The 5,801-nt window shown below is 67.7% G+C and carries 6 protein-coding genes and 1 pseudogene; 2 read left to right on the top strand and 5 right to left on the bottom strand.

Going from position 1 to position 5,801, the window contains the following annotated elements:
• Nucleotides 1-708: 708 nt before the first annotated feature.
• From AB0C02_RS33255 to AB0C02_RS33245, 3 genes are read right to left on the bottom strand one after another with little or no spacing between them, the layout of a single operon-like run.
• Nucleotides 709-1,641, bottom strand: coding sequence for a DMT family transporter (locus tag AB0C02_RS33255; protein ID WP_357553184.1), 933 nt, complete (start codon nt 1,639-1,641; stop codon nt 709-711).
• Nucleotides 1,638-2,579, bottom strand: a complete 942-nt coding sequence (locus AB0C02_RS33250) for an ornithine cyclodeaminase family protein (RefSeq protein WP_357553183.1) — start codon at nt 2,577-2,579, stop codon at nt 1,638-1,640. Before AB0C02_RS33250 ends, AB0C02_RS33255 begins: the two co-directional genes overlap by 4 nt.
• On the bottom strand, nt 2,576-3,595 hold the full coding sequence (locus tag AB0C02_RS33245; protein WP_357553182.1) for a proline racemase family protein: 1,020 nt from the start codon (nt 3,593-3,595) through the stop codon (nt 2,576-2,578). Before AB0C02_RS33245 ends, AB0C02_RS33250 begins: the two co-directional genes overlap by 4 nt.
• A 53-nt stretch (nt 3,596-3,648) precedes the next feature.
• Here AB0C02_RS33245 and AB0C02_RS33240 point away from each other — a divergent pair, with 53 nt between their 5' ends.
• The gene (locus AB0C02_RS33240) at nt 3,649-4,260 is read left to right on the top strand and encodes a TetR/AcrR family transcriptional regulator (RefSeq protein ID WP_357553181.1); all 612 of its coding nucleotides are present in this window, start codon (nt 3,649-3,651) and stop codon (nt 4,258-4,260) included.
• 369 nt (nt 4,261-4,629) lie between these two features.
• Here the strand turns inward: AB0C02_RS33240 and AB0C02_RS33235 are convergent.
• Both AB0C02_RS33235 and AB0C02_RS33230 read right to left on the bottom strand, forming a co-directional pair.
• Nucleotides 4,630-5,033: pseudogene (locus AB0C02_RS33235) on the bottom strand (ISL3 family transposase); the annotation flags it as partial.
• Nucleotides 5,034-5,255: 222 nt separating this feature from the next.
• A complete protein-coding gene (locus tag AB0C02_RS33230) occupies nt 5,256-5,600 on the bottom strand; it encodes a transposase (protein WP_357553185.1) in 345 nt (114 codons plus the stop codon).
• Between the two features lie 21 nt (nt 5,601-5,621).
• Between AB0C02_RS33230 and AB0C02_RS33225 the strand changes: the two genes are divergently transcribed.
• Nucleotides 5,622-5,801 (top strand): hypothetical protein (locus AB0C02_RS33225; RefSeq protein WP_357553180.1); only part of this gene is annotated, 180 nt, incomplete at its 3' end.

The following is a 5,801-nucleotide window of genomic DNA, read 5'->3' as shown; positions in this document are numbered from 1 at the left end:
CACTCGAAAGATCACGCGATGGCCGCGCTCTATGCCGGACGAGTTGTCCGGCGATCACGCCAACCGCGTTACACCACTATCAGGGACGCCACTGGGCTCTCCCTCTCCGCGGACGTTGCCGAACCTGGCAATGGTTTAACTACGGACAGGACGGCGGCGTGCCAGGCATGTGCCAGTAGCCAGTAGCCAGTAGCCAGTACACGAAACGGGAACGAATGGGCAGAGGCGCGGCTCCCGGATGCACAGCCGTCAGCACCACCAAGTCGACTGACGGCGGCCAAGGGACGCCGGCACCAACCAGGCATATGTATCAATGATGACGCTTAAGTGGAAGAGCGCAGAAACTCAGACATCGCCCGCGAAGGCGGTGGTCTGCGGCGCCGGGAATGATCGTCTTGCGTCGCTGCGTCTGCTGTACCTCGTGCTGTGTCGCATCACCGGCTGGCTGGCCCTCTTCCGAAGCAGCAGCGCGGCCAAGGATGTGGAGATCCTCGTCCTCCGTCACGGGAAATCTTGCGTCGGCAAACCCTAGGCCGCGAATCCACTACGCGGCAGCGGACGAGCCAACGCTGCTTCGATAAGGTCCGCCGGCGAAATCCCTATCGCGCCGCCAACAACCCGGGCGGCATCCAGCTCCACTTCCCCACGGCAGTGCCGCTCACGCCTCACTCCTTTGGGCCGCTGGTGGCGGCCTACGCGGAATTTTCTTCAAGACTGGAGCGGAGGTTCCTCAGTGGGGCGTAGTGCGGCTACTGCGGCCAGGATCAACGCTCCACCCAGTATGGCGGGCCAGGGAAGGCGTTCGCCGAGGAGAGCAGCGGCGAGAAGGGCTGCGGACACTGGTTCGAGCAGTGTCGCGACGGTTGCCGCCGATCCGGAGGTGGTGCGCAGACCGGCGTAGAGCAGGCCGTAGGCGAGCGCCATGGTCGCGATGCCAAGGTAGGCGAGCAGCGCCAGTGATGCAGGGCTGGTGCCGATGAGCGGCTGGTTGCTGATCGTGGCGGCTACCAGGAAGGGTGCGAGAGTGACGGCGCCGGCCGCTGTGGTGCAGGTGGTCAAGGCCACGGGGTCGGCCCGCTGCGCGAGGGTGTGTCCCAGGACTGTCGTGGCCGCGTAGATAGTGCCGGCGGCCACGGCCAGGAGCAGACCCAGGTACGGGGAGTTGACGGGTGCCGCCGATCCGTGGCCGGCGGTCACGCTGATGAGCACCAGCCCGGTCAGCGCTGCCAACAGCACACCTGCCTGTCGGGGTGATGGCTGGGTGCGGGCCCGCAGGTGCTCCCAGATCGCGGCCAGAATCGGAGCTAGGCCCAGCGAGATCACGGTCGCCACGCTCACGCCGACCAGCAGCACCGATACGAAGTAGAGACCCTGATAGGCGGCGGTGCCGCAGCCCACCACTACTGTCCGAACAGGGTGGGCGCGCATCATCGTCAGCACGGCTTTCGACCGTCGTGCTACGACGGCGAACCCCACCAGCGTGATGGCCGCGAGTAGCATCCGCCAGGCGCTGACGGTCATCGCTCCGAGGCCGTCACGCTGGTGCAGGACGGTGACCGCCAGACCACCGGTGCCCCACAACACTCCGGCGGCGCAGACCTGCAGCAGCCCGAGCCGCGAACTCCGCCGCCCCGTGGTCATCCGACCTTGGACAGGACGGCCTCAGCGACGGCGAGGTCTTGCCAGGACATGCCGACGCTCTTGAACAGCAGAGGCCGGCCGGGTGCGGGACGGATCTGCCCGGTGACGACTTCGCGCATCGGCAGCAGGTCCCGGGCCTGCAGGGCGTCTTCCTTGATCGCCAGGCAGACGTCGCCGGCTTCGCGGAGCGCGGTGACGACGTCTTCGACAACGACCGTCGCCCGGCCACACAGCGCGCCGGGGACCTCTCGAGCGTCGGGTTCGTGCGAGCCCACCGCGATGACGACGGCGGTGTCGCGGACCAGGCCGGCGTCGAACAAGGGTGCCCGGGCCGAGGTGGCGCACACGATGACGTCAGCCGCACGCAGCACATCGTCAGCCTGCACATCGTCGACAGCGACGACGTCGGCGCCGTCAGTCGTGGCCCGGCTGGTGTTGCGGACCAGGTGAGTCACGCTCGTGATCTGCCGGTGCGGTGTCAGAGTCGCGGTCAGAGTTTCGACGTGCCCGCGCGCCTGGGGTCCGGCACCGAACACGGCCACCGTTAGTGGGCCGGACGTGGCCAGCAGCCGCGGGCGGACGGCCGCCACGGACACCGCGGGCGTACGCAGCGCGGTCAGCGTCGTGCCGTCCAGCACGGCGATGAGGGTGAGCGTTTCAGCGTCGAAAAGCAGATAGGACGCCTGGATGCGCGGAAGGCCACGGGTGGGGTTGCCGGGTGCCACGGTCGCTACCTTGATCCCTACATGTGTGCCCGAGCGGGCACCTTCCGAGGGCATGAGCAGGAACTCACCCGCGCGCAGAGGAACCGCCTGGCGAGGCAGGTCCGCCGCCGGGTCCAGCCCGCCGACGAGGGCAGCCGTGATCGCCTCGACCGCCTCGACAGGGCTGCAGGCGGCGCGTACGGCATCGCCGCCGAGAATCAGCGGGGCGGTCACCGGAGCACGAACCCGGGGACGAGCGGGTCGGCGGGGTCGACGATGAACGTGTGCTCACCGGTCCGGTAGGCCATGCCGGTGACCTGCGGTACGACGGCCGGGCGGCCGTCAGCGGTGGTGGTGGCCACGATGGTTCCGGTGAACCGTGTGCCGACGATCGACTCGTGGCGAAGCTCCGGTCCGTTGACAGCTACGCGGCCCTCGTCGGCCAGGACGGCCAGCCGGGCGCAGGTCCCGGATCCGCACGGTGAGCGGTCGACCTCGCCGTCGGCGAACACGGTGACGTTGCGCTGATGGACGTGGCCGTCGGTCGAGTCGAGTTCCTGGTACAGGATGGTGCCGTAGATCCCGCTGAGGCGCGGATCGCTGGGATGCACGGCGTGCTCACTGTCGTTGAGCGCCCATTTGATTTCGCGGCCCAGTGCGATGAGGTCGCCGTAGTGCGACGGGTCCACGGTCAGACCGACACTGGTGGCGTCGATGTTGGCGTAGAGGGCTCCGCCGTAGCTGACGGTCACGGTGACCTCGCCTCGTGAGGTGCTCAGCGCGATGTTGCGGGCGATGACGTAGCTGGGCACGTTGACGAAGTCGACGGCGACCGTGCGCCCGTTGTTACGGTGCACGCGGGCGGTGACCCGGCCCGATGGAACGTCGATGACCACGTCGACGCTGCCGTGCGTGGGGGCCTGGACCAGTTGGGCGTCCACGGCCCATACACCGAGGGCGATGGTGCCGTGTCCGCAGGCGGTGGAGAATCCGTCCTTGTGCCAGAACAGCACACCCAGATGGGCGCCGTCGTCGTCCGCGGGCACGACGAATCCGCCGTACATGTCCGCGTGACCGCGGGGCTCGAAGCAGAGCAGTTCCCGGAGGCTGCGGGCAGAAACACTGCTCAGAGCCTGGATACGACGGTCGGCCACCGTGACTCCCGGCAGCGCCACCGGCGGTTCCGGCACGATCCGGAACGGCTCTCCGGCGGTGTGATAGTCGACCGTACGCACCTGATCCGAAACCATGCCGCCAGGCTAGGCGACACCTCCCTATAATGCTAGGTAGACCGATCTACCTAGTGACGGGAGTCTCGATGGGCGGTGCAGCTCCCGGGCCGGCGAAGGGCGGGAAGGCCCGCCAGCGACTGCTGTCTGCCGCGGCCCGCCTGTTCTACGTCCACGGGGTTTCCGCGACCGGGATCGACACGATCACGGCCGAGGCAGGTGTGGCGAAGATGAGCTTGTACAACAACTTCTCCTCCAAGGCCGACCTGGTGCAGGCGTACCTCGACGTCCGGCACGAGGAGTGGCTGGATCTGTACCGACGGCGACTGGAACAGGCGTCCGACGCCCGCAGCGGCGTGCTGGCGGTCTTCGACGCCTACACCGACCACGCCGCCACCGCCTACGAACACGGCTTCCGTGGATGCGGCCTGCTGAACGCAGCCGCCGAACTACCGGTAGGCGACCAAGGCCGCACCACCGTGCGCCAGCACAAGGAACACGTCGAAGATCTGCTTGCCGGACACCTCGACCAGCTGTTACCCGACCAACCCCGGCAGGCCCGCGCACTGGCCGAGCACCTGTCTTTCCTCCTGGAAGGCGCGATGGCCCGTGCCGGGCTGGAAGGCGAGCAAAGGCGTCTTCGACACGCCCGGACCATAGCGGAAGGCCTGATGGACCAGCTGTGATCCGCTCCGACTGATTCCCTATCCGGGTTCGTTGACCAGGAGGCAGCGCACTGCGGCGACCTGTTCGTCGCGCTGGGCGTGTTCGCGCCGTTCCAGCACGGTGATGCCGCGACTCGTGACAGCGGTGGCCAGCAAGCCGTTGCGTGAACCGACTGCTCGGACTCAGACCGCCGGCGAGAAACGCGCGCGATCGGGATCAATGCAGGACAAGACAGTCAGCCAATACCTGGAGCAGGCACCAGAGCCCTTGCAAACCTCTACGCCGACCTCGACGCCTCGCTCAACGCCTTTGGAGACGACGTACAGCGCATCACCCGCAAGAACTACTTCGCCTGCAGGCGCCTGCGCAACTTCGCATGCGTCGAGGTCCATCCGCGCGACCCGGCGCGGGGAGATGTGGCTGCGGTCGGCGTCCGCGCGGCCCTGGTGATGTACTTGTGCAGGAGGTTGAGGCAACCCTCGTAGCCGAGGGCCTTGATCTCTTCGAAGAGGTGCGCGACGGGGACGCCGGGGTCCTCGCCCCGACGTGTGCGTAGGTGCTCGCGGTAGGGGTCGACGAGGCTGGCACGGTACTTGGGGACGCGGAGCATCCGCTCGGGCCGGTCGGCTCGCGCGTAGCGTTTGACGGTGTTCAGGGCCAGCTGCAGACGGCGGGCGGATTCGAGCAGGCCGACGCCCTGGTCGAGCAGGTCATGGACCTGGTGCCAGCATTCCAGGGTCGTCTGTGCGCGGGGCCCGTCGTAGATGGGTGCGTCCAGTACGGGGGCCCAGCAGGCATCTCGGCTGCGGTGGCGGCGCCGACGCCGAAGGCGGCGACCAACTACGGCACGAGCTGGCCGGTAAGTTCCCCAGCAGCGCCTCGTGGGTTTTGATCTCGTCGTTGAGCTGCTGCCAGCGACGTGCGATGGAGCGCAGCGTGTGCTTGGTCGCGGCGAGCACGGTAGTGACCGGGCCGGGACGCAGGCCGGCGCACCGCTCGATCAGGGCCATCTTCGTCAGGGGTCTTTGGCAACCTTGATTTGGCGGATCATCTCCACCGTGCCGTCGTTGGTCTTCGGGACGCTGGTGGAGTTGCCGGCCAGCACCGAGCGGGCGGCGTTCTCGGCGTCGAGGGTGTCGCTCTTGCCACGTAGCCGCCGATCCCGGCGGTCGGTGCGCAGGACCTCGATCACCCCGAGACCACGCCGTCGGACGGCGGAGATCAACCCTGCCCCGTAGGAGCCGGTGACCTCGATCGCGAAGATGAGCTTCTTGGCGCCGAAGCCGGCGGCCCAATCGAACAACTGCTCGTAGCCGCCTTTGTCGGCGGGAAACGAGCGGGCGTCAAGGCGGCCGCCGATGTCGTCCAGGGCGACGGCGACGTGAACATGCTTGTGGGTGTCGACGCCGATGACAACCTCGACGTCGACGCGGGTCGGGGTTCATGCGTCAGCTTCTCGGCCCTGAAGGACTCCGTTGGGAAATGCCTGGAGTGGGGTGTAAGGCCGTTTTCAGGTGGCGAGTTCGAGTCGGGCAAGGTGGCTGGTTCTGGTCCGGCCGAA

The sequence above is a fragment of the Micromonospora sp. NPDC048999 genome (assembly GCF_040649295.1).
Taxonomy (GTDB): Bacteria; Actinomycetota; Actinomycetes; order Mycobacteriales; family Micromonosporaceae; genus Micromonospora.
The sequence above is the reverse complement of the archived record's forward strand: the minus strand, read 5'-3'. Positions and strand labels throughout refer to the sequence as shown.

What these genes read in the sequence shown, in the direction of transcription:
- AB0C02_RS33255 (WP_357553184.1), bottom strand. Translation starts at nt 1,641, where the DNA reads ATGACCACGGGGCGGCGGAGTTCGCGGCTCGGGCTGCTGCAGGTCTGC.
- AB0C02_RS33245 (WP_357553182.1), bottom strand. Translation starts at nt 3,595, where the DNA reads ATGGTTTCGGATCAGGTGCGTACGGTCGACTATCACACCGCCGGAGAG.